Annotated in this window: 20 protein-coding genes and 1 tRNA gene; 4 read left to right on the forward strand and 17 right to left on the reverse strand. The window is 67.7% G+C overall.

Features of this window, described 5'->3' with window-relative positions; all coding sequences use genetic code 11:
- Nucleotides 1-38: 38 nt before the first annotated feature.
- Genes KDK82_RS01680 through KDK82_RS01695 form a run of 4 tightly spaced genes read right to left on the reverse strand, consistent with a single transcriptional unit; the run spans nt 39 to nt 3,843 of the window.
- A complete protein-coding gene (locus tag KDK82_RS01680) occupies nt 39-896 on the reverse strand; it encodes an ATP-binding cassette domain-containing protein (RefSeq protein ID WP_088165411.1) in 858 nt (285 codons plus the stop codon).
- Complete coding sequence (locus KDK82_RS01685; RefSeq protein WP_063328213.1) at nt 893-1,945, reverse strand: ABC transporter ATP-binding protein; 1,053 nt, start codon at nt 1,943-1,945, stop codon at nt 893-895. Before KDK82_RS01685 ends, KDK82_RS01680 begins: the two co-directional genes overlap by 4 nt.
- A gap of 15 nt (nt 1,946-1,960) precedes the next feature.
- The gene (locus KDK82_RS01690; protein ID WP_012207236.1) at nt 1,961-2,884 is read right to left on the reverse strand and encodes an ABC transporter permease; all 924 of its coding nucleotides are present in this window, start codon (nt 2,882-2,884) and stop codon (nt 1,961-1,963) included.
- Entirely contained in the window at nt 2,881-3,843 is a 963-nt protein-coding gene (locus tag KDK82_RS01695) for an ABC transporter permease (protein WP_088163883.1), read from the reverse strand. Before KDK82_RS01695 ends, KDK82_RS01690 begins: the two co-directional genes overlap by 4 nt.
- A gap of 311 nt (nt 3,844-4,154) precedes the next feature.
- On the opposite strand from KDK82_RS01695, the gene KDK82_RS01700 reads away from it, so the two are divergent.
- Nucleotides 4,155-4,418, forward strand: a complete 264-nt coding sequence (locus KDK82_RS01700; protein WP_012207234.1) for a YfhL family 4Fe-4S dicluster ferredoxin — start codon at nt 4,155-4,157, stop codon at nt 4,416-4,418.
- Between the two features lie 4 nt (nt 4,419-4,422).
- Here KDK82_RS01700 and pth read toward each other — a convergent pair whose 3' ends face one another.
- The 7 genes from pth to KDK82_RS01735 form a co-directional block, all read right to left on the reverse strand.
- Nucleotides 4,423-5,046 carry an aminoacyl-tRNA hydrolase gene (pth, locus tag KDK82_RS01705; protein ID WP_013800858.1) on the reverse strand — a complete coding sequence of 208 codons (624 nt, stop codon included), beginning with the start codon at nt 5,044-5,046 and terminating at the stop codon, nt 4,423-4,425.
- A 126-nt stretch (nt 5,047-5,172) separates the two neighbouring features.
- A complete protein-coding gene (locus tag KDK82_RS01710) occupies nt 5,173-5,802 on the reverse strand; it encodes a 50S ribosomal protein L25/general stress protein Ctc (protein WP_013800859.1) in 630 nt (209 codons plus the stop codon).
- 173 nt (nt 5,803-5,975) lie between these two features.
- Complete coding sequence (locus KDK82_RS01715; protein WP_012207231.1) at nt 5,976-6,935, reverse strand: ribose-phosphate pyrophosphokinase; 960 nt, start codon at nt 6,933-6,935, stop codon at nt 5,976-5,978.
- A 44-nt stretch (nt 6,936-6,979) separates the two neighbouring features.
- Nucleotides 6,980-7,056, reverse strand: a tRNA-Gln gene (locus tag KDK82_RS01720).
- Between the two features lie 29 nt (nt 7,057-7,085).
- A complete protein-coding gene (gene ispE / locus KDK82_RS01725; protein ID WP_088163884.1) occupies nt 7,086-7,949 on the reverse strand; it encodes a 4-(cytidine 5'-diphospho)-2-C-methyl-D-erythritol kinase in 864 nt (287 codons plus the stop codon).
- Nucleotides 7,950-8,019: 70 nt separating this feature from the next.
- A complete protein-coding gene (locus KDK82_RS01730) occupies nt 8,020-8,568 on the reverse strand; it encodes an outer membrane lipoprotein LolB (protein WP_256974385.1) in 549 nt (182 codons plus the stop codon).
- The gene (locus KDK82_RS01735; RefSeq protein WP_179217835.1) at nt 8,565-10,352 is read right to left on the reverse strand and encodes a tetratricopeptide repeat protein; all 1,788 of its coding nucleotides are present in this window, start codon (nt 10,350-10,352) and stop codon (nt 8,565-8,567) included. The genes KDK82_RS01730 and KDK82_RS01735 overlap by 4 nt, the downstream gene beginning before the upstream one ends.
- 61 nt (nt 10,353-10,413) lie before the next feature.
- On the opposite strand from KDK82_RS01735, the gene mutM reads away from it, so the two are divergent.
- From mutM to mutY, 3 genes are all read left to right on the forward strand, one after another.
- The gene (mutM, locus tag KDK82_RS01740) at nt 10,414-11,244 is read left to right on the forward strand and encodes a bifunctional DNA-formamidopyrimidine glycosylase/DNA-(apurinic or apyrimidinic site) lyase (RefSeq protein WP_065345770.1); all 831 of its coding nucleotides are present in this window, start codon (nt 10,414-10,416) and stop codon (nt 11,242-11,244) included.
- Nucleotides 11,245-11,580: 336 nt separating this feature from the next.
- On the forward strand, nt 11,581-13,578 hold the full coding sequence (locus KDK82_RS01745; protein ID WP_013800863.1) for a dynamin family protein: 1,998 nt from the start codon (nt 11,581-11,583) through the stop codon (nt 13,576-13,578).
- A 4-nt stretch (nt 13,579-13,582) separates the two neighbouring features.
- Nucleotides 13,583-14,653, forward strand: coding sequence for an A/G-specific adenine glycosylase (gene mutY, locus KDK82_RS01750; protein WP_088163887.1), 1,071 nt, complete (start codon nt 13,583-13,585; stop codon nt 14,651-14,653).
- A gap of 21 nt (nt 14,654-14,674) precedes the next feature.
- Here mutY and KDK82_RS01755 read toward each other — a convergent pair whose 3' ends face one another.
- The 6 genes from KDK82_RS01755 to recN all read right to left on the reverse strand — a co-directional run bounded on the left by KDK82_RS01755 (nt 14,675) and on the right by recN (nt 21,369).
- Entirely contained in the window at nt 14,675-14,917 is a 243-nt protein-coding gene (locus tag KDK82_RS01755) for a hypothetical protein (RefSeq protein WP_012207224.1), read from the reverse strand.
- Nucleotides 14,914-16,347, reverse strand: a complete 1,434-nt coding sequence (gene creD, locus KDK82_RS01760; protein WP_088163888.1) for a cell envelope integrity protein CreD — start codon at nt 16,345-16,347, stop codon at nt 14,914-14,916. The genes KDK82_RS01755 and creD overlap by 4 nt, the downstream gene beginning before the upstream one ends.
- 113 nt (nt 16,348-16,460) lie before the next feature.
- Nucleotides 16,461-17,921 carry a two-component system sensor histidine kinase CreC gene (creC, locus tag KDK82_RS01765; protein WP_088163889.1) on the reverse strand — a complete coding sequence of 487 codons (1,461 nt, stop codon included), beginning with the start codon at nt 17,919-17,921 and terminating at the stop codon, nt 16,461-16,463.
- A gap of 16 nt (nt 17,922-17,937) precedes the next feature.
- Nucleotides 17,938-18,642 carry a two-component system response regulator CreB gene (gene creB / locus KDK82_RS01770; protein ID WP_230354958.1) on the reverse strand — a complete coding sequence of 235 codons (705 nt, stop codon included), beginning with the start codon at nt 18,640-18,642 and terminating at the stop codon, nt 17,938-17,940.
- A gap of 44 nt (nt 18,643-18,686) precedes the next feature.
- Nucleotides 18,687-19,589: an RNase adapter RapZ gene (rapZ, locus tag KDK82_RS01775; RefSeq protein ID WP_012207220.1), complete on the reverse strand. Its 903-nt coding sequence runs from the start codon at nt 19,587-19,589 to the stop codon at nt 18,687-18,689.
- A gap of 4 nt (nt 19,590-19,593) precedes the next feature.
- Complete coding sequence (gene recN, locus KDK82_RS01780; RefSeq protein ID WP_088163891.1) at nt 19,594-21,369, reverse strand: DNA repair protein RecN; 1,776 nt, start codon at nt 21,367-21,369, stop codon at nt 19,594-19,596.
- Nucleotide 21,370 lies beyond the last annotated feature (1 nt).

Below are 21,370 nucleotides of genomic sequence, written 5' to 3' on the forward strand. Positions count from 1 at the left end.
GCCCTGGGGGCCTGGTCCGCGCGGGCGGCCGTCAGCTTTCAGGCCCGGTGCTGCAGGGCGATGCGCGGCACGGCCCGGACCAGGGCCTGCGTATACGGGTGCTGCGGGGCGTGGAACAGCTGCTGCGGCGCTCCGCGCTCGACGATGCGGCCCTCGCTCAGCACGATGGCGTCGTCGCACAGGTGCTGGACCACGGCCAGGTCGTGGCTGATGAACAGATAGGACAGGCCCAGCTGCTGCTGCAGATCCTGCAGCAGGTTCAGCACCTGGGCCTGCACCGAGACGTCCAGCGCACTCACGGGCTCATCGGCCACGATGAGGCGGGGCCGTGTGATCAATGCCCGCGCAATGGCGATGCGCTGGCGCTGGCCGCCCGAGAACTCATGCGGGTACTTGTCCAGATCCTGCGCACGCAGGCCGACCTGTTCCAGCGTGGCGCGGGCCAGGTCGCGCCGGGCGCTGCGTTCGGGCGACGCAGGCTGGGCGAGCAGGGGTTCGCAGACGATGTGCTCCACCGTCATGCGCGGGTCCAGCGAGCCGTAGGGGTCCTGGAACACCATCTGGAAGTCGCGGCGTGCCGTCCGCAGTGCCTGGCGGTCCAACTTGTGCAGATCCTGGCCCAGAAGCCGCACGCTGCCGGCGCTGGGCGTGTCCAGCGCCATGACCAGGCGTGCCAGCGTGGACTTGCCCGAACCCGACTCGCCCACCACGCCCAGGCTGCGCCCCGCCGCCAGCGTGAAATCCACGCCGCGCAGCGCATGCACCTGCTCCGGCGCGCGCCACAGCGACCGGCGCGGCAGCTGGTAGCTGCGGGCCAGACCTGTCACTTGCAGCAGGGGTGCATCGGAGGCCGGTGGCGTCTGGACCGGTGGCGCCTGGAGGGGGTGCCCTGTCATGCGCATTCCTGTGCAGGCAGGCCCTGTGCAATGGCCTCGGGGCGCAGGCAGCGCACCACATGCGGCTGTGCCCAGGCCTGCAGGGATGCGGGCGTGGGCCGCTGCGGGCGCTCCAGTACCACGGGGCGCGGGCGCTCGCTGTGGCAGGCCGGCTCGGTGAAGCTGCAGCGGCCCGCGAAGGCGCAGCCGGCCGGCAGGTCCACCAGCTCGGGCACGGTGCCGGCAATGGTGGGCAGCCGTGCAGGCGGCAGGCTGCCTGGGGCGGACAGGTCCAGCTGGGGCCTGGCCGCGAACAGGCCACGCGTATAGGGATGGGCGCGGCGCGCGAAGATGGCCTCGGTCATGCCGCTTTCGACCACGCTGCCGCCGTACATGACCAGCAACTGCTCCACGTTCTGCGCGATCACGCCCAGGTCGTGCGAGATCAGCAGCAGGGCCATGGAATGCTCGGCCACCAGTTCCTGCAGCAGGTCCAGGATTTGCTGCTGAACGGTCACGTCCAGCGCCGTCGTGGGTTCGTCGGCAATCAGCAGGTCGGGCCCGCAGGCCAGGGCCATGGCGATAGTGATGCGCTGGCGCTGGCCGCCCGAGAACTGGTGCGGATAGTCGTCATAGCGCTGGGCCGCACGGGCAATGCCCACGCGCTCCAGCAGCGCCACCGCATGCGCGCGCGCGGCCTGGCGGCCCAGGCGCAGGTGATGGCGCAGCGGCTCGGCCACCTGGCGGCCGATGCCGTGCACGGGGTTCAACGCCGTCATCGGCTCCTGGAACACCATGGCCATGCGGTTGCCGCGCAGGCGGCACAGCGCGTTCTCGTCCATGTCCAGCAGCTCCTTGCCGTTGAGCTGGATGCTGCCGTCCACCTGCGCATGCTCGGGCAGCAGGCCCATCAGCGCCAGGGCGGTCAGCGACTTGCCGCAGCCCGACTCGCCGATCAGGCCCAGCGTGGCGCCGCGCTCCAGGATGAACTCCAGGTTCTGCACGGCGCGCGCGCGGCCGCGCGGGGTCTGCAAGGTGATGGTGAGGCCGGAGACTTCGAGCAGGGGCATGGGCGCGTGCCTTCCTCAGCGCTGGCGCGACAGGCGCGGGTCGAGCAGATCGCGCAGCCCGTCGCCCAGCAGGTTGAGCCCGAGCACCGACAGCGCAATGGCCAGGCCCGGCCACACGGCCAGCAGCGGTGCCTGGAACATGAGGGTCTGCGCCTCGCTGAGCATGCGGCCCCAGGAGGCCTGGGGCGGCTGCGTGCCCAGGCCCAGATAGGACAGGGCGGCCTCGGCCAGAATGGCCAGCGCGAACTGGATGGTGGCCTGCACCACCAGTACCGGCAGGATGTTGGGCAGCACGTGGCGCCAGGTGATGCTGGCGCGGCCATGGCCGCAGGCGCGTGCGGCCAGCACGTATTCGCGTGCCCACACGGCCTTGGCCGATGCCCGCGTGATGCGCGCGAAGGTGGGGATGTTGAAGATGCCGATGGCAATGATGGCGTTGACGATGCCCGCGCCGAACACGGCCGTGAGCATGATGGCCGACAGCAGCGCGGGAAAGGCAAAGCTGAAATCGGCCAGCCGCATGATGGCCTCTTCCACCCAGCCCCTGCAGGCTGCCGCGACCAGGCCCAGCGCCACGCCCATCGACAGCCCGATGCCCACGGCAATCACGCCGACCAGGATGGAGCTGCGCGCGCCCAGGAACAGCAGCGAGGCCACGTCCCGCCCATAGGCGTCGGTGCCCAGCCAGTGCAGGGCGCCCGGTGCAGCCAGCTTGGCGTCCATGTCCATGTCGTAGGCAGAGCCCGGCGTCCACCAGAAAGACAGCAGGGCCGTGAGCAGCAGCAGCGCGGTCAGCACCGCTCCCAGCAGGAAGCTGCGGTGGCCCAGCATGCGCCGGCCCGCTCCGGCGGGCGCGCCCAGGGTGACGGCCCGCGTGGGCCGGTGGCCCGCTGGCGAGGTGGAGGGCGGGGGCGAAGGAGGGCTGTGCGGCTGGCTCATACGTCGCTGGCCTCGATGCGCGGATCAATGGCCGCGTACAGCACGTCCACGATGAAGTTGATGACCACCACCATGGCCGCCAGCAGCAGCACGCAGTTGCGCACCACGATCAGGTCGCGGTTGGCGATGGACTGGAAGATCAGCCGGCCCAGGCCCGGCAGGTAGAACACGTTCTCCACCACGATGGTGCCGGCCAGCAGCTGGGCGAACTGCAGGCCCATGACCGTGAGCACGGGAATCATGGCGTTGCGCAGCACATGGTCCCAGAGCACGGCACGGCGCGACAGTCCCTTGGCGCGGGCCGTGCGCACGAAGTCCTCGCGCAGCACCTCCAGCACGGCCGAGCGCGTGATGCGCGCCAGGATGGCCGCCTGCACCACGGCCAGCGAGATGGCCGGCAGCAGCAGCGCCTGCAGTGCCTGCAGCGGGCCGCCGCCGTCGGCCTCGCTCCAGCCGGGGAAGCCGCCAGCGGAAAACCATTGCAGCTTCACCGAGAACACCAGGATCAGCAGGATGGCAAACCAGAAATTGGGGATGGCGATGCCGACCTGTGCCAGGCCCATGATGCCCAGGTCGCCCCAGCGGTTGTGGCGCGAGGCGGCATAGATGCCGGCGGCCAGTGCCAGCACGGTCGTGATGAGCATGGCCATCACGGCCAGCGGCACGGTGACGGCCAGCCGCTCCAGCACCAGCTCGCTGACCGGCGTGCTGTAGGCGTAGCTCAGTCCCATGTCGCCGTGCAGCAGCCCCTGCAGCCACTGCAGGTAGCGCTGCCAGGCCGGCTGGTCCAGCCCTAGTTGCACGGCCAGCGCCTGCACCGCCTCGGGCGCGGCATCGGGGCCCATCAGCGTCTGGGCGGCATTGCCGGGCAGCACTTCCAGCACGCCGAAAACCACGGCCGATGCGCCCAGCAGCGTGGCTGCCAGCATCAGCAGGCGCTTGAGCAGAAAGATGCTCATGGGCAATCGGCCTCGGCAGGGTGGGTGGCGGTCACGTCGGCGGAGTGGGTGGGTTGTTCTTGGAAGGGCCCGAATGGTACTGCGCACGGCCCATGCGCGCAGCATAGCGGCCTTTGAAGCGGCAGGGCCCCGATGGACGGGGACGCGGCCATCGATTTCAGGGCGCCGGGCTTGCCCGTGCAGCCTCCATGCTTATGTGGCGGACAGGATAATGGCGAGATGACTGATGCCACCTTGCTGCAAGGCCCCTTCGGGGCGCATGGGCCCGCCCGGCCCGGAGGAGCGTGGCTGGCACTTGCGAGGGACCTGCCATGGCTTTGATGATCACCGACGAATGCATCAACTGCGATGTCTGCGAGCCCGAGTGCCCGAACGATGCGATCTCCATGGGCGAGGAGTACTACGAGATCGAGCACAGCAAGTGCACGGAGTGCGTGGGCCATTTCGATGAGCCCCAGTGCGTGCAGATCTGCCCGGTGGCCTGCATTCCCGTGAATCCCGCCCATGTGGAAGACCGCGAGACGCTGATGCAGAAGTACCTGCGTCTGCAGTCCCAGGCTCCCGCTTCTTCCTGAACGTTCAGCCCTTGTCGCTCTCGGCCGTGGCCGGGCGTGCAGGCTTGGGGCGCGGCGGCTTGGTGGTGTGGATCAGCAAGGTTGCCTTGTCCATGTTGCCGGCCTGCAGTTCGGGCCAGGCCTTGAGGGAGTGGGCGATGCTGTCCTCGATCAGCTGGCGCTGGTCGGGTGCGGGCTTCTTGAGCACCCAGTTGGCGACTTCGGCCTTGTGGCCCGGATGGCCTATGCCGATGCGCAGCCGCCAGTAGTCGGCCGAGCCCAGCTGGGCATGGATATCGCGCAGGCCGTTGTGGCCACCGTGGCTGCCGCCGCGCTTGAGCTTGACCTGGCCGGGCTCGAAGTCCAGTTCGTCATGGACCACCAGGACCTCCTCGGGCTGGATCTTGAAGAAGCGCGCCAGCGCGCCCACCGACTTGCCCGACAGGTTCATGAAGGTCTGCGGCTGCAGCAGCCAGACGTTCTCGCCGCGCACGCTGGCACGGGCCATGAGGCCGAAGTAGCTGCGCTCGGGCACCAGATGGACCTTGAGCTCGCGCGCCAGCGCATCAATCCACCAAAAGCCCGCGTTGTGGCGGGTGTCCTCATACTCCGGCCCGGGGTTGCCCAGGCCGACAAACAATTTGATCATCGGGCGATTATCTCCATGGCGGCCGCAGCAGGCGGGCGAGGGTGCTTCCCCATGCAAAAGGCCCACGCGAGGTGGGCCTTTTGCAGGTTTGCGGCAGCCGGGGCCACCGCAAGGGAAAGCCAAGAATTACTTCTTGCCCTTCTTGGCCGGAGCGGCCGGGGCTGCCACGGGAGCTGCCGATGCATCAGGAGCCACTTCGGGCAGCTTGATGGAGATCAGGGCGGGGTTCTTGTTGGAACCGCGCACCACGGCCTTCACGCCGTTGGGCAGCTTGACGCCTTGCAGGCCCAGGGTGGACTTGGAAGTCAGGCCGCTCAGGTCCACGGTGATGAACTCGGGCAGTTGGGCGGGCATGCACACCACGTCCAGTTCATGGACCAGGGGAGTGATCGTGCAGTTCTCGACCTTGACGGCCTGGGACTGTTCCATGCCTTCGAAGTGCAGCGGCACCTTCAGGTGAACCTTGGTCTTGTCGTCAACGCGCTGGAAGTCCACGTGCAGGATGAGCTGCTTGTAGGGGTGGAATTGCACGTCGCGCAGCACGACCTTGGAGGTCTGGCCGTTGACTTCCATGTCCAGGATGCTGGAGTGGAACACTTCCTTCTTCAGGGCGTGCCACAGGGCGTTGTGATCGATTTCGATCAGTTGGGCTTCGGCAGCACCGCCGTAGACGATGCCAGGGGCCTTGCCCGAATTGCGCAGACGGCGGCTCGCACCCGTACCTTGCTTGGCGCGCTCAAAAGCGACGAATTGCATAACTAACTCCTAGATGGATGGACCGCGACCAGCCTCATCCGTTGATAAAAGAACGCCTGTCCGATGCGGACCAGGCTGCTCTTGCGGTGTCCCGGGGTGGTCCTGAAACCACTCCGGAACGCGCAAACCTCCCGAAGGAGGTTTGCTGGGTTCCGACCACAGGGGCCGATATTTTATTCAGAGAACAGGCTCAGCACCGAATCACCGGTGGAAATCCGCTGGATCGTCTGGGCAATCAGGGGGGCCACGGACAGTTGGCGGATCTTGCCGCAGGCCTGTGCCTCGGCGCTCAGGGGGATGGTGTTGGTCACCACGACCTCGTCCAGGGCGTTGCCGTTGCCGATGCGCTCGATGGCCGGACCCGAGAAGATCGGGTGCGTGCAGTAGGCATAGACACTCTTGGCGCCGCGCTGCTTGAGCACTTCGGCCGCCTTCACCAGCGTGCCGGCGGTGTCGATCATGTCATCCATGATCACGCAGTTGCGGCCGTCGATGTCGCCGATGACATGCATGACTTCGGAGACATTCGCCTTGGGGCGGCGCTTGTCGATGATGGCCAGGTCGCAACCGAGCTGCTTGGCCAGCGCACGTGCGCGGACCACGCCGCCGACGTCAGGGGAGACGACGATCAGGTCTTCGTAGTTCTTCTGGCGCAGATCGCCCAGCAGCACCGGCGTGGCATAGATGTTGTCCACGGGGATGTCGAAGAAGCCCTGGATCTGGTCTGCGTGCAGGTCCATGGTCAGGACGCGCTCGACGCCCACGGCCTGCAGCATGTTGGCCACGACCTTGGCCGTGATCGGCACGCGGGTGGAGCGCGGGCGGCGGTCCTGGCGGGCGTAGCCGAAGTAGGGAATCACCGCGCAGATGCGCTCGGCCGATGCACGCTTGAGCGCGTCCACCATGACCAGCAGTTCCATCAGGTTGTCGTTGGTCGGTGCGCAGGTGGATTGCACGACGAAGACGTCGCGCGTACGCACGTTCTGCTTGATCTCGACGGCGACTTCTCCATCGGAGAAACGACCCACGTCGGCTGCGCCCAGCGTGGTGCCGAGGTGCTGAACGATTTCAGTGGCCATGCCAGGATTGGCATTGCCGGTGAAGACCATGATGTCAGGATGATGTGAATGCATTGAGCGCCCCAGTACGATGGGTTTGCCTTGACGCGAAAGACGTTTGGCAGGGGAGGAAGGACTCGAACCCTCGCATGCCGGAATCAAAATCCGGTGCCTTTACCAACTTGGCGACTCCCCTACACAGGCCTTCTGCCGCAGGCAGACAGCCTATAAACTTTCATCTTTCAGCCAATCCTTGAGAGGATGGGCCTGCAGATTGCTGCAAACTCTGACATTCCAGGCGCCAGGGGCATCCTTTAAGTCAATCGTTTGCGTCAGTGGTGCAAATACTGCACTTCCTGAGCCCGTCATTTTAGCATGCAGTTTTAGTGAGTTTAGCCAATCGATGGCTTTTTTCACTTCAGGCTGCAGCCTTTCGGCGACAGGCTGCAAGTCGTTTTGGCCAAAGCCATAGTGATCTGCAGCAAAGTCTTCGATTGTAGCATGGGCATGATCGCGCTTGAGGGTTGCGTCGCGGAAGATGGACAGGGTCTCCAGCCCCGCCTCGGGCTTGATCACCACGAACCGCTGGGACGGCAGGGCGTGGGCCTGTTCCAGTGGCGTGATGTGCTCGCCTATGCCTTCCACCCAGGCGGAGTTGCCGCACAGAAAGAAGGGCACATCGGCGCCCAGGTCCAGTGCAATGCGCTGCAGCTCGCGCCGCGTCAGGTTCAACTGCCACAGGCGGTTCAGTGCGATCAGGGTCGATGCCGCATCCGACGAGCCCCCGCCCATTCCGGCCTGCGCCGGCAGGCGCTTTTCCACGCCGATGTGCACGCCCGCGCTGCAGCCGGTGGCCTGCTGCAGGGCCCGTGCGGCCCGCACGATGAGATCGTCGGCAGGAAGTGCCATGCCCGACAGGTCCTCGCGGCTGATCTGGCCGTCGCCACGCCTGTCGAAATGCAGCGTGTCATGCCAGTCCAACAGCATGAAGACCGATTGCAGCAGGTGATAGCCATCGGCGCGGCGGCCGGTGATGTGGAGGAACAGGTTGAGCTTGGCCGGAGCCGGCACGTCGTGGAGCGAGCGCATGGGCTGGAGAGGATGAGGAAAAAGAGGCAGGGGCGGCAGGTGGGGATGGAGCAGGCGCGCCCGGCGGAAATCAGGGCGTGTCGAGCACGATGCGCAGCACGGCCGGCGGCTGTGGGTCATTGCGCCGGGCGGACAGGCGGCCCTGCTCCATGCGGGAGAGGTCGACCTGCCAGCCTGCGGCTGCGGTGGCCCGGCCCTGCAGCCAGTCGAACAGGGCGGCAATGGGCAGATCGCTGCCCGTCAGCTCCTGCACCAGTGCCGGCAGCGAGTCCGAGGTCTTGCGCTCCTCGCCTTGTTGCAAGCTTGCCTGTCCCGGTTCCCAGAGCAGGCGCGCCAGTGTCGAGCCCAGGGGCGTGAACAGCAGCAGCTCGCCGCGCTGGGGGGTGCCCAGCAGCTCGAAGCCTGCGCTGAAGGATTGGTTTTGCGCATCTTCCACCTGCAGGGCCAGCCGGCCCGCCCAGTGGCCTGCAGCGGCGGGTGCAGTTGCATCGGCCTGCAGCTGGCGGGGTGGCAGGGCGCAGCCGGCCAGGGCCAGCAGTGCGGCGGCGGCCGCCGTGGCGCACAGCTGCCGGCGTGCAAGGGCGGGATGCGGCAACCCGAGCACGGCGCGGTAGCTCAAAGCGAGACGCCCAGGCGGCGCAGGGTTTCGCGCAGGGTCGTGTTGTCGGGACTGGTGGCCAGGCCCTGGCGCCAGATCTTCTGCGCGCGTTCGCGATCGCCCTTGGCCCAGAGCACTTCGCCCAGGTGTGCGGCGATCTCCACGTCGGGGCGTGATGCGTAGGCGCTTTCGAGCAGCCTGAGGGCTTCGTCCAGGTCGCCCCGGCGGAATTTCACCCAGGCAAGGCTGTCGGTGATGAAGGGGTCGCCGGGCGACATTTCCAGCGCCTTGCCGACGAGCTTTTCGGCTTCATCCAGATGGATGCCGCGTTCGGCGAAGGAGTAGCCCAGCGCGTTGTAGGCGTGCTGGAAATCAGGCTGGCGCGCGATGATGCCGCGCAGCAACCGCTCCATTTCGTCATGCTTGCCAATGCGCTCCGCCAGCAGGGCGGTGTCATAGGCGAGCTCGGCGTCTTCAGGGTCCTGCTTTTGCAACTCGGCCTGCAGCGCGTAGGCCTGGGCATTCTGATTGGCATCGCGCAGCAGCTGCACTTCGGCCAGGCGCTTGAGCCGCTGCTGGCTGGGGCCGCTGGCGGGCACGGCCTCGATGAGGGCGCGGGCTTCCTTGAGCTTGCCCTGGCGCGCGAGCAGGGCGGCACGGCGCGCCTGCACGCTCAGCAGGTTAGGCGCGTCGTCGATACGGCGCAGCAGGGCGTCGGCCTCGGCGAACTTGCCTTGCTTTTCTGCAATCTGGGACTGCAGCAGGTAGTACTGGGACTGGGCTGCACTGCGCGCCACACCGGCGGGAATCTGCGGCACGAGCTTGCCAAAGCGCTCGGTGGACGCCTGGGCTGCATCCACGTCGTTGGACTGCAGCTGCAGCGCGGCCAGGGTGGCCCAGGCTTCGGCGTAGTCGGGGGAATCCACGGTGATGGAGACCAGTTGCTGGCGGGTCTCGTCCAGGCGCTGCTGGCCCAGCAGCACGCGGGCATAGGCCATGCGCATCTGGGCTGAAGGGTTCTTGGCCAGGTAGCGTTTGACGATGGGCTCCGCCTCGGGCATGCCGGCTTCCAGCAGCTCCATGGACAGCAGGGCCACGGGGCCGGTATCGGGTGTCAGCGCCTGTGCCTTTTGCACGGCCTGCATGGCGGCAGCCTTCTGCCCGGCGCCCAGGCGCATGTGGCCGATGGTGGCCCAGGCAAGGGGGCCGCTGGCGGGGTTGTCGGTCTCGCCCGCCATGGCCTGCTCGACCACATCGGCCGCCAGGGCCTTGTCGCTGGCGTTGTTGTAGAGCTGGGTGATGCCCAGGTAGGTGGCGGGCTTGGAGGGCGCAGGCGTGGCCTCGATCTCCCGCTTGAGATAGGTGCCGGTATCGGCGATGCGGTTCAGTGCCACCAGGATCTGGAGCACGAAGCGGTTGGCGTCGCGGGACTGGGGAAAGGCGTCCAGCCAGGCGCGGGCATTGGCCAGTGCGCGCTCGCCGGAGCGCGACTGCAGCGCCAGCTCGGTGCCACGCCGGTACAGCTGCTCGCTGCCGCTGGTGCGAGCGGCTTCCATCATCATGGCCTGGGCGTCGCCCAGCGCACCTTCGCTGGCGGCGATCTCGCCGACCAGGATCTCGTAGAACAGCTCGGCGTTGAGGGCGGCGCGATCGTCCTCCGCAGAGGCGGCGGCGGACGAGGGAGGTTCGGGGGATTCCGTCTCGATGGTGGCTGCGGTCTTGCCCGGGAGTGCCCAGGCAGTGGCGGAACCCATGGCCAGGGCTGCTGCCACGGCAAGTCCCTGAAGGCGAAGGCGATGATCCATCGAACCATAATAATCGAAGCCCAGACCACATTTCGCACAACTACAGCACAACCCGGATCGCATGCCTGAATTGCCAGAAGTAGAAGTCACGCGGCGCGCTTTTGCCGCGCAGATCGCCGGAGCGCGCATTGAATCCGTGGCCTTGGGCAAGCCCTTGCGCTGGCCGTTGGGCATTGCCCCCGAGCAGCTGGCCGGGCGCGATGTGCACGGCGTGCGCCGACGCGGCAAGTATCTGCTGATGGAGCTGAGCGAGGGCCTGCTGATGCTGCACCTGGGCATGTCGGGCAGCCTGCGTTTCGTGGCCCCCCATGAAGCACCGCTGGGGCCTGCAGGGACGCATGACCATTTCGACCTGCAGACCAGCAAGGGCCTGCTGCGGCTGCACGATCCGCGGCGCTTTGGCGCGGTGATGTATGTGGCGGCCGAGAGCGATCCCTGGGCGCGCAGGCTGCTGGACCATCTGGGGATGGAGCCGCTGGATGACAGTTTCTCGTTCGAAACCTTCCGGGCCGGCCTGAAGGCCAGCCGCACGCCCATCAAGCAATTGCTGCTGAACGGCAGCGTGGTCGTGGGCGTGGGCAATATCTATGCGTCCGAGGTGCTGTTCATGGCGCGCATCGCGCCCACGCAGCCGGCCTGCGAGGTCGGGCCGCGCAAGGTGCGCCGGTTGTTCGAGGAGATCCGCCGCGTGCTGGCCCTGGCGGTGGAGCAGGGCGGCACGACGCTGCGCGATTTCTCCGCGCCCGACGGCATGGCCGGCCACTTCCAGTTGCAGGCCAAGGTCTATGGCCGCGAAGGCCTGCCCTGCACGCACTGCGGCTCGCCCGTGCAAATGCTGCGCCAGGGGCAGCGCAGCACCTACTTCTGCGCGCGGTGCCAGAAGGCGGGATGATCGCTTCAAAAAACGGAGCGAATTCTCAACGTCTCGTAACGCCTGTTGCGGCTGCATTGCGGCAGGTCCCGCGAAGCACTTGCAGAAAACGCCTGTTTCTGTAAATTTCAGGCACCAACCGCCGCAGATTGATGGTGAAATATTGTTTCATTTGTAAATAAACGATATTTTGTCCTTAATCCCCCCGCTCCAGGGGCCGGCCTTGGGGCGCCGCAGCAGGCAAAACGGGGCGACGGTGCTATATTTTGAAGAGAACAGGCATCACGCTTGCGGCGCAATGTCGAGGCGATCACTAGGCATCGGCAGACATTGGCGATGCAATGGCGGGGGAAACACGTGGGACCATCATTCAACGAGCAATTCGACCAGCACGGCGCATGGCGCCGCGGCTTTGCGCAGCAATTGCATGCGCTGCGCGAATGGCTGCAGTCCCAGGAGCTGCTGGATGTCGCGGTGCAGGAGCGGCTGCAGCGGCTGGAAGCCCAGGTGCGTGGCGACAAGGTCATGGTGGCCTTCGTGGCCGAGTTCTCGCGCGGCAAGTCCGAGCTGATCAATGCGGTCTTCTTCGCCCACTATGGCCGCCGCCTCATGCCGGCCAGCGCAGGGCGCACGACCATGTGCCCCGCCGAGCTGGGCTGGGAAGCCGAGCTGCAGCCCAGCCTGCGCCTGCTGCCCATCGATACGCGCGAATCGCTGGAAAGCCTGGGCCAGTGGCGCGCCCGTCCCGAGGCCTGGCTGCAACTGCCGCTCGACGTGAACAATGCCCAGCAGATCGCCGACACGCTGGCCAAGGTGGCCGAAGTGCGCAAGGTTTCCGTGGAACTGGCGCGGACCTGGGGCTTCTGGCATGACGAGGACCAGGGCGGCAATCCCTTCGTGGATGAGCAGGGCCTGGTGGAGGTGCCCATGTGGCGCCATGCGCTGATCAACATGCCCCATCCCCTGCTCAAGCAGGGTCTGGTCATTCTGGACACGCCCGGCCTGAATGCCGTGGGCGCCGAGCCCGAGCTGACCGTCAACCTGATCCCCCAGGCCCATGCCGTGGTCTTCGTGCTGGCGGCCGATACCGGCGTGACCAAGTCCGATCTGGCCATCTGGCGCGACCATGTGCTGCCGCCCGATGTGGCTTCGGGCCAGCATGCGCTGGCCGACTCCCGCCTCGTGGTGCTCAACAAGATAGACACGCTCTGGGACAGCCTGAGTTCCGCGTCGCAGGTGCAGGCCCAACTGCAGCGCCAGCGCCAGGAGTCGGCACAGATGCTGGGCCTGCCCATGGAGCGGGTGCTGCCCGTGTCGGCGCAAAAGGGCCTGGTGGCCAAGGTCTCCAGCAACGATGCGCTGCTGCAGGCCAGCGGACTGCCCGTTTTCGAGAACATGCTGGCCGAGGGCATCATGGGCCAGCGCCAGAAGGTGCTGCAGACGGCCGTCAGGGCCAATGTGCAGCAGTTGCAGGTCGAGGTGGAGCGCGTGCTCAACATCCGCCGCCGCGACCTGGACGACCAGATGGCCGAGCTGCGCAGCCTGCGCGGCAAGAATGCCAGCGTCATCGCCTCCATGCGCCACCGCATCGAGAGCGAGCAGCAGGATTTCGATGCCAGCGCCGCCAGGATCCAGGCTGTGCGGCTGGTGCACATGCGCATGCTGCGCGACATCTTCCGCCAGTTGGGCTCCAGCGCGCTCAAGCAGGAGCTGGTCGATCTCAAGGATGCGCTGGAGCAGCGCGGCCTGAAGCTGGGCGCCCGCAAGGTCTATGCCGAAACCTTCGAGCGCCTGCGCACCGTGGCGACCCGCGCCCAGGCGCAGGCCGGAGAGATCCAGTCCATGCTGGGCGCGACCTTCAAGGAACTCAATGCCGAGTTCGGCTTCTCGCTGCAGGCTCCGGCCCAGCTGGAACTGGCCGAGTTCGGCGGCGACCTGCAGCGCATCGAGGCCAGCTATACCCAGTACCTGGGCCTGGGCCACGCGCTCAGGCGCAGCAATCCTGCGTTTGCGCAGCGCCTGATCAAGGCGCTGGCGATGCGGTTGCGCACGGTGTTCGAGTCTGCGGCCAACGACGTGGACATGTGGAGCAAATCCGCCACGGCCCAGCTGGATGCCCAATTGAAGGAGCGCAAGCGCAGCTTTGCCCGCCGCATCGAAGCGGTGGACCGCATCCAGAATGCGGCCTCGGGCCTGGTGGAACGCATTGCCGAGATCGAGACCGCTGACGAACAGCTCACGGCCTTGCAGCTGCAGCTGGGACAGGCCACCATGGAACTGCTGCAACCCCTGTCGCCCACGCCCGCCTTCCCCGGCCTGGCAAAGGCTGCACAGGAAACCTCACTGACTGCTTGATATCTTGACCTTTCCCTCGATTGCCACGCCCGTCGTGCAGTGGCAGGCGTCGCATGGACGCAATCACCTGCCCTGGCAGCAGACGCGCGATCCCTACCGCGTCTGGCTCTCCGAAATCATGCTGCAGCAGACCCAGGTGAGTACCGTGCTGGGCTACTACCAGCGCTTTCTCGATGCCTTCCCCGATGTCGCCAGCCTGGCGGCCGCACCGCAGGACGCGGTGCTGGCGCTGTGGAGTGGCCTGGGCTACTACAGCCGCGCGCGCAACCTGCACCGCTGTGCCCAGGCCGTGGTTCAGGACTGGGGTGGTGCCTTTCCACGCAGGGCCGAGGATCTGGCCACGCTGCCCGGCATAGGCCGGTCCACGGCGGGCGCCATCGCCTCCTTTTGCTTTTCCGAGCGTGTGCCCATCCTCGATGCCAACGTGCGGCGCGTGCTCACGCGCGTGCTGGCTTTCGATGCGGATCTGGCCGTTGCCAGGAATGAGCGCGAACTGTGGGACCTGGCCCAGCAGCTATGCCCCACCGAGGACCTGCAGCAGGCCATGCCCCGCTATACCCAGGGCCTGATGGACCTGGGTGCCACCATCTGCACGCCGCGCAAGCCCAGCTGCCTGGTCTGTCCGCTGCAGCCGCAGTGCCGCGCGGCGCGCTTTGGCAATCCCGAAAACTATCCCGTGCGAACGCGCAAGCTCAAGCGCAGTTCCGAGGCCTGGTGGCTGCTGATCGCCGTGGACGGGCAAGGCCGCGTCTGGCTGGAGCGCCGTCCGCAGCAGGGCATCTGGGCGGGGCTTTATGCGCCGCCCGTGTGCAACGGGCGCGAGGCGCTGGAGCAGGCGGTGGCACAGCATTGGCCGGGAACGGCGGCCCTGGACTGGACCGATCTGCCCGCCTTTCTGCATGTGCTCACCCACCGCGATCTGCACCTGCATCCGGTGCGCGTGCGCGTGCAGGGCGGCGGCATCGATGCCGCCACGCCGGACGGCCAGGGCTGCTGGGCCGATGCCGGGGCCTGGGCCGACATGGGCCTGCCAGCCCCCGTGCGCAAGCTGCTGGATGCGCAATTTGCGGGCTGAGGCCACGGCCGGCCCGGCTGGCTAGAACCTGCGGCGCGGCAGCAGCAGGGCGCAGCGCAGCAGCATCCAGGCCAGCCACTGTTCCCGCGCGCCGGGCGTGCGCCTGGCGCGTGCGGTGGCGTCGGCAATGTGCAGGCGCAGTGAGCCAAGGGCATGGCGGTCCCCGCTTTGCACGGCCTGTTGCCAGGCCTGCTCGCAGCGCTGGCGCTCCAGCGCCTGATTGTCCGGGCTGCGGATATCGCTGATGGCGGTGATGGTGCTCATGGCTGCAGCGCTCCCACGGTGGGTGGGGTGCCCGCGTCTTCACCGCCGCGGTCGCCATCCTGCCGGCCGAAGGCATACCAGTCCACATGCCGCGTGCAGACCATGATCAGGGCCAGCACCGCGAACAGCGCGATCGATCCCACGATGAGCGCGCTTTGCTCCAGTTGCAGCAGCACGTACAGCAGGCCGTAGAGGGCGGCGATGCCCGCCGCAAACGGCAGGCCGCGGCGCAGGCTGCCCAGGATGTGGCTGGCGTAGTAGGCCAGCAGCAGCACGCAGGCCGAGGCGGCAATGCCGTAGGCGCTGGCAAATCCCATGTGCTCCGACAGGCTGATCAGCAGCAGAAAGAAGCTGCACAGCGCCGATCCCACCAGCAGGTACTGGATGGGATGCACGCGCAGCTGCTTGAGCACCTCGAACAGGCCGACGGCCACGAAGGTCAGCACCACGAAGAGCAGGCCGTACTTGGTGGCGCGGTCGCTCAACGAGTAGGCGTTGATGGGGTCCACGAAGTCCGTATCCAGCGATTCCAGGCAAGGGCCGCTGTTGGGGGCATGGGCGGTGGCCGCGTATTCCTCCATGTCGCGGCGGCCAGGCTGGCACAGCGGCTGCTGGTCAGTGAAGGACTGGCGTGCGGACGAGGCCAGGGCCGAGAGGTTCCAGCTGGCTTCGAAGCCCTTGTCGCTGATCTCCCGCCGGTTGGGCAGAAAGCTTCCACCGAACGAGGGATGGGGCCAGTCGGCCGACAACTGGACCTGGCTGTGGCTTCCCAGCGGCACGAAGGCCAGCTTTTCGGTGCCCACCAGTTCCAGGGCAATCTTCAGTTCAAGGGGCCCGTCCTTCTTGAGCAGGGCCGGCGCCAGTTCCGCCTGCAGGCCCTGCGAGTAGCGCTCCAGTGATGTGCCGGGGCCCACGTCCAGGCTCTTGCCATCGGCTTCGATGGTGGCCGAGCGTATGCCGCGCGGATCGGTGAGCGACAGCGCCACCCGCAGTGCGCCGCAGCGCACGGTCTGGTTGGCCGCCGTGTCGATGGAGGGCTTTTCCAGGTACTGGGCGGCGTTCGTGAAGCTGGCGCTGATGCTGTCCTGCATGGCATAGGTGCTGACCTGGTGCAGGCCGCGCGAGCGCTCCTCCATGCGCGCGGTGGCCTGGTGGCGCAGTTGGTCGGGCAGCAGCATGCGCTGGAACTGGCGCGTGGTCCATTCGGTCTTGCTGCCTTTTTCCAAGCCCGTGGTCTCGGTGCAGTTTTGCACCAGCACCGGGCCCATCAGCGTCTGGCGGCCAGCCAGGCTGGCGACCACGCCCTGCACGGCGTTGTCGCGGTTGCGTATGCGGTCCCGCACCACGTCGTGTATCAGGCCCAGGCCCAGCATCAAAAGGCCCAGCATGACCAGCAGGGCCACGCCTTTGGCAAGCAGTCGGTTCTTCATTCCACATCCCGTTCGTTGATCGTGGACGCAGTCTGGGCGGGGGCTGTGTGGCCGGAATGAAGTGTGTGAAGCGGGTGTGAAGTCGGATTCGCAGGGCCGATAGGGGGTGGGCGTCAGTGTGCCCGCTGTGGCCAGTTCAGCGTGACACGCAGCCCGGGCTGGGCGTTGGTGGCCTGCATGCTGCCGCCGTGCAGCAGCATGATGCGCAGCACGATGGACAGGCCCAGGCCCGTGCCGCTGCGCTCCCCGTTGGGGCGGGGGGTGGTGAAAAAGCGCTCGCCCAGCCGGCCCAGCAGGGCCTCGGGTACACCGGGGCCGTGGTCGCGCACGCTGACGCGGCCGGGCTCCAGGTCCACGTGGATGCTGCTGCCCTCGGGGGCGAAGTCGATGGCGTTGCTCAGCAGGTTGCTCAGGGCCAGCACCACCAGGTCCTGCTCCCAGGGGCCGCTGCTGTCCTGGCCGTGCAGAACCAGCTGGATGCGGCGCTGGTGCGCTGCGCTGTGGACTTGCGCCATGGCCTGTTCGGCACAGGCCTGCAGGCTGCAGGCCGTGTGCGGGTGCAGGGCGCGGCGCTGCTCCAGCTGGCTCAAGCGCAGCAACTGGTCCACGAGGTTTTGCAGGCGCTGGCACTGGTCCACCACCTGGCGCGCGAACAGTTCGCGGTCGGCCGGGGGCAGGTCTTCCTGCAGCAGCTCGCCTGCGCCACGGATGGCAGCCACGGGGCTCTTGAGTTCGTGCGTGAGGGCGCGCACATAGCCTTCGATGTAGTCGCGCCCTTCCAGGCGGCTGCGCATGTTCTCCATGGCGCGGGCCAGTTCGCCCAGCTCGCCAGGCATGCGCGGGGCTTCGGGCATGGGGGGGGCGGTGGTGGGGGAGGCGGCCTCGTTGAGCGTGGGCGCCTGTACCTGCTGGGCATAGCTGCGCAGGCGCCGCACATGGATGACCAGCCACCAGGTGACGGCAAAGCCCACGCCGGCCGACAGCAGCAGGAACAGCAGGCCGCCGCGCAGCATCTTGCTTTCCGCGCTGTCCACGATCTTCTGCACCGAGTGGGCGGGCTTGGAGGCGGTGAGCACGCCCGCCACGCGGCCATCGACCATGATGGGTGCCGAGACATACATGACGCTGCTGGCCTCGTCGTTCTGCACCTCGCGCGTGGTGCGTGCGCCGTATTCGCCGCGCAGCGTGCGGTACACGTCGCGCCAGCGCGAGTAGTCGGCGCCCTGGTCCAGGCCGGCGGAGTCGAACAGCACCAGGCCCTTCTGGTCCGTGACGGTGACCCGCATATCCAGGCTGGTCTTGCGCGTGTCCCAGATCCAGACCTTGACGGTCTGGTTGGCATAGGCCTGCATGTGGTGCGCGAAGCGGCTGTCGGCGGGGCTTTGCTGCAGCACGCCGCTGGCCATGTCGTCGCTGGCCAGCGCGGCCAGTGCGTAGGCGGTCTCGACCAGCGTGTCCTCGGTCACCTTGCGCACGCTGGGCTTGACCTCGACCATGAAGACGCGCAGCACGAAGAATGCGGCCAGGCCGTTGATGACGAAAAAGGCGAAGAACAGCCGCAGTCCGAGGCGCATGGCGTGCTGCGGTGGCTCAGCCCGGCAGCGTCAGGCTGTAGCCCATGCCGCGGTGGGTGGTGATGAAGTCCTGCTGCGGCGCCTGGGCGCGCAGCTTGGCGCGCAGGGTCTTGACGTGCGTATCCACGGTGCGGTCCGTGCTGTCGCTGTCCTGGCCCCAGATGCTGTCGAGGAGGAACTCGCGGCTGAGGATGCGCCCGGGGCGCTCCAGCAGGCAGCGCAGCAACTGGTACTCGCGCCGCGTCAGCTCCAGGGGCACACCCTGCATGCGCACGCGTTGGCCTTGCGTATCGATGCTGAACAGGGCATCGGCCGGCGCTGCGCTGGCCGTAGGCGCGGGCTGCAGGCGCTGCGCACGGCGCAGCAGCGCGCGGGTGCGGGCCACCAGCTCGCGCGGGCTGAAGGGTTTGGTCAGGTAGTCGTCGGCGCCCAGCTCCAGGCCCAGCACGCGGTCCATTTCCTCGCCGCGTGCGCTGAGCACCAGCAGCGGCACGGCGGCGCCGGCCTGGCGCAGCTCGCGGCACCAGTCCAGGCCGTTGCCATCGGGCAGGCCCACGTCCAGCAGCAGGGCATCGGGCGGCTGTGCCTGCCATTGCGCGCGTGCATCGGCCAACTGCAGGCAGTGGCGCACGGCGATGCCGTCACGCTCCAGCGCATAGCAGACGGTGCGCGCGATGGCGGGGTCGTCCTCCACCAGCAACACACGCGGAGCGTTCGTCATCGGCAAACCTTGCATCGCAGTGTTCCGGAGGCGGGGCCTGGCGCTCAGACGTCGTGCGCAAGCAAGTCGGCAGGCTTGAGCGTGGGCCGGCTGTCCAGCGAGCGGTGCCGGCACAGCGTGGGCCAGCGCGGGGCAAAGTGCCGCGCCAGTTCCTCGACCAGGAAGACCGAGCGGTGCTGGCCCCCCGTGCAGCCGATGGCCACGGTGACATAGCTGCGGTGGTTGCTGGCCATCATGTCCAGCCAGGATTCCAGGAACTGCTGGATGTCGCGGCGCATCTGGTCCACGCCGGGCTGCTGGCGCAGGAACTCGGCCACGGGCGCGTCCATGCCGGTCAGCGGGCGCAGCTGGGGTTCGTAGTGCGGGTTGGGCAGCATGCGCACATCGAACACATAGTCGGAATCCGAGGGCAGGCCGTGCTTGAAGCCGAAGGACTGGAAGACCAGGGTCATCTGGCCCACCGGGGCCGCAATCAGCTCCTTGATATAGCTTTGCAGCTGGGACGAGCGCAGGTGGCTGGTGTCGATGACATGCGACTTCTCGCGCAGGTCGCCCAGCAGTTCGCGCTCGGTTTCTATGTCCTGCACCAGGGCGCGGCGGCCTTCGGCGACCGGCCCCTGCGACAGCGGATGGCGGCGCCGGGTTTCGGAGAAGCGCCGCACCAGGGTGCCGGTGGTGGCGTCCAGAAAGACCAGATGGGGCACGACGCCCTGGCGCTGCAGTCGTTCCAGCTGGCCGGGCAGGTGGGGCAGTCCGCCGGCGCTGCGCGCATCCATGGCAATGGCCACCTTGTTGCTGTGGCGGCCATGCTCCAGTTCGACGAAGGCGGACAGCAGCTCGGGGGGCAGGTTGTCCACGCAGTAGTAGCCGGCATCCTCCAGCGCATGCAGGGCGACGGATTTGCCCGATCCGGACATCCCGGTGATCAGCACGATCTCAAGCGACATGGCATCAGCCTCCATTGGTGTTGCGCGCGCCGTTGGCCGCGCGTCCCGGCTTGGACCGTGTGCGGTCGGCATCGGTCTGTGGCCGCTGCCGGCCGGCCCGTCGCGGGGGTGGGCGGGGTGCAGGTGCCTGGCGCGCCATGGCCAGCATCTCGCGGGCATGGGCCATCGTGGTTTCGGACTGGCGCTCGCCACCGAGCATGCGCGCCAGCTCGGCCTCGCGTGCGGCGCTGTCCAGCGGCTGCACGGTGCTGAGCGTGCCTTGCCTGGCGCGCTGCTTGGCCACCAGGTAGTGCTGGTCGGCGCAGGCGGCAACCTGCGGCAGATGGGTGACGGACAGCACCTGCCGCGATCGGCCCAGTGCGTGCATGAGGCGGCCTACGGTCTCGGCGACGGCGCCGCCCACGCCCGAGTCCACCTCGTCGAAGATCAGCGTGCCTGCCTCGCCCAGCTCGCTGGTGGTCACGGCAATCGCCAGCGAAATGCGCGACAGCTCGCCGCCCGATGCCACCTTGGCAATCGGCTTGGGGCTGGCCCCAGGATGGCCGGCAACCAGAAAGGCCACGCTGTCCACGCCAAAGGCACCGGGGGAGTCGGCCGTGGACAGGGCGGCCTCGAACAGGCCGCCTTCCATGCCCAGGCCCTGCATGGCCTGGGTGATGGCGCGCGACAGGCGCGGCGCAGCCAGGGCGCGTTGCTGCGACAGCACCCGGGCGCTGGCCTGGTAATGCTGCTGCGCGGATTGCTCGGCAGCGTGCAGGGCCTCGATGTCCACGGCGGCGTCCAGCTGCTGCAGCTCCTGGCGCCATCCGGCCAGCAGCGCGGGCAATTCATCGGGCGTGCGGCGGTAGCGGCGCGCCAGCTGCATCCACAGCGACAGGCGCTCATCGAGCTCGGCCAGGCGCTCGGGGTCCAGGTCGGCGCGGCGCAGATAGCTTTGCAGCGAATGGCGCGCATCCTGCGCCTGGGCCATGCATGAGGCCAGCACGTCGGCAATGTTCTGGAAGTCGGGCTCCAGGTGCTCCTGGTTCTGGATCAGGTGGCTGGCGCGGCCCAGCGGAGTGATCACGCCGGCCTCGTCGTCCTCCAGCATCTGCAGCGTGGTCTGGGCGGTGTCGATCAGGGTCTGGGCATGCGACAGGCGCGTGTGCTGGGCATTGAGCTCGTCCCACTCGTCGGCCTGCGGGGCCAGCTTGTCGAGTTCGGTGATCTGCCACTGCAGCCGCTCGCGCTCGCGCTGCAGGCTGTCCTGGGCGGATTGCGCATGCTGCAGCGCCTGCCGAGCCTGGGACCAACGGCTCCAGCAGCCCTGGACCTCGCGGCTGTCGATGCCCGCATAGGCGTCCAGCAGCGCGCGTGCTGCGTCGGGCCGCGTGAGGCTTTGCCAGGCATGCTGGCCGTGAATGTCGATCAGCTGCTCACCCAGGGCGCGCAGCTGCGTGGCCGTGGCTGGTGTGCCGTTGATCCAGGCGCGGCTGCGGCCCTGGGTGTCCACCGTGCGCCGCAGCAGCAGGCTGCTGTCCTCGCAGGCCAGGCCTGCGGCCTCCAGCCAGGGGCGCAGCCGCGCGCAGCCGTCGAACTCCACGCAGATGTCGGCCTGGGTGCAGCCTTCGCGCACCACGTCGGCGTCGGCGCGGGCGCCCAGGGCCAGCTGCAATGCGTCGATCAGGATGGATTTGCCGGCGCCGGTCTCGCCGGTCAGCACGGTGAAGCCCGCATGCCAGTCCAGATCCAGGGCCTGCACGATCACGAAGTCGCGCAGAACGATGCGCTTGAGCGCCATG

The organism is Delftia sp. K82, assembly GCF_002193035.1.
Classification (GTDB): Bacteria; Pseudomonadota; Gammaproteobacteria; order Burkholderiales; family Burkholderiaceae_C; genus Comamonas; species Comamonas acidovorans.

Coding starts and splice junctions, on each gene's coding strand:
- ispE (WP_088163884.1), bottom strand. CDS start 7,949: ATGCGCTCGCTCCACGACGTGCCGGCTCCGGCCAAGCTCAACCTGTTC.
- KDK82_RS01680 (WP_088165411.1), bottom strand. CDS start 896: ATGACAGGGCACCCCCTCCAGGCGCCACCGGTCCAGACGCCACCGGCC.
- KDK82_RS01690 (WP_012207236.1), bottom strand. CDS start 2,884: ATGAGCCAGCCGCACAGCCCTCCTTCGCCCCCGCCCTCCACCTCGCCA.
- rapZ (WP_012207220.1), bottom strand. CDS start 19,589: ATGTCGCTTGAGATCGTGCTGATCACCGGGATGTCCGGATCGGGCAAA.
- creC (WP_088163889.1), bottom strand. CDS start 17,921: ATGCGCCTCGGACTGCGGCTGTTCTTCGCCTTTTTCGTCATCAACGGC.
- KDK82_RS01685 (WP_063328213.1), bottom strand. CDS start 1,945: ATGCCCCTGCTCGAAGTCTCCGGCCTCACCATCACCTTGCAGACCCCG.
- KDK82_RS01700 (WP_012207234.1), top strand. CDS start 4,155: ATGGCTTTGATGATCACCGACGAATGCATCAACTGCGATGTCTGCGAG.
- recN (WP_088163891.1), bottom strand. CDS start 21,369: ATGGCGCTCAAGCGCATCGTTCTGCGCGACTTCGTGATCGTGCAGGCC.
- mutM (WP_065345770.1), top strand. CDS start 10,414: ATGCCTGAATTGCCAGAAGTAGAAGTCACGCGGCGCGCTTTTGCCGCG.
- KDK82_RS01710 (WP_013800859.1), bottom strand. CDS start 5,802: ATGCAATTCGTCGCTTTTGAGCGCGCCAAGCAAGGTACGGGTGCGAGC.
- creB (WP_230354958.1), bottom strand. CDS start 18,642: ATGACGAACGCTCCGCGTGTGTTGCTGGTGGAGGACGACCCCGCCATC.
- pth (WP_013800858.1), bottom strand. CDS start 5,046: ATGATCAAATTGTTTGTCGGCCTGGGCAACCCCGGGCCGGAGTATGAG.
- KDK82_RS01755 (WP_012207224.1), bottom strand. CDS start 14,917: ATGAGCACCATCACCGCCATCAGCGATATCCGCAGCCCGGACAATCAG.
- creD (WP_088163888.1), bottom strand. CDS start 16,347: ATGAAGAACCGACTGCTTGCCAAAGGCGTGGCCCTGCTGGTCATGCTG.
- KDK82_RS01695 (WP_088163883.1), bottom strand. CDS start 3,843: ATGAGCATCTTTCTGCTCAAGCGCCTGCTGATGCTGGCAGCCACGCTG.
- KDK82_RS01735 (WP_179217835.1), bottom strand. CDS start 10,352: ATGGATCATCGCCTTCGCCTTCAGGGACTTGCCGTGGCAGCAGCCCTG.
- KDK82_RS01715 (WP_012207231.1), bottom strand. CDS start 6,935: ATGCATTCACATCATCCTGACATCATGGTCTTCACCGGCAATGCCAAT.